At 56.1% G+C, this 326-nt stretch carries 1 protein-coding gene; it reads right to left on the reverse strand.

All coding sequences use genetic code 11. The features are described from left to right. Positions 1 to 326, reverse strand: a 326-nt coding sequence (locus PZC42_RS20595; RefSeq protein ID WP_277213929.1) for an immunoglobulin domain-containing protein, incomplete at both ends; no start/stop codon positions are given.

Genomic DNA, 326 nt, shown 5'->3' on the forward strand with positions numbered 1-326 from the left:
AGGACGGTCAGGGTTGTCCCGGCCCCAAATAAACCAATAGCATTGATGTCGTGGCTCCCACAGAAATAGACAGCCTCGTCGTCGGCTTGGACCCCAGTGATGGTTAATGTGTTTGTGGAGCCGGATAGGGCACCGGAGAATCGTGAAGGTATGTTCGAGGGTCTCTTGTTGTTAGCATAGATCACAGTGACAGGGGCACTGCCAGGTGACTTCTGCTGATACCAGCCATAAGCATTGCCACTACTCCCGGAGCAGGTGATCTTGACGGTTTCTCCCGGGTTCGCTGACACCGAGGCCGGCTGAGTCAGCGCTGCCTGCACCAGGGA

The organism is Isoptericola croceus, assembly GCF_029382255.1.
Taxonomy (GTDB): domain Bacteria; phylum Actinomycetota; class Actinomycetes; order Actinomycetales; family Cellulomonadaceae; genus Isoptericola; species Isoptericola croceus.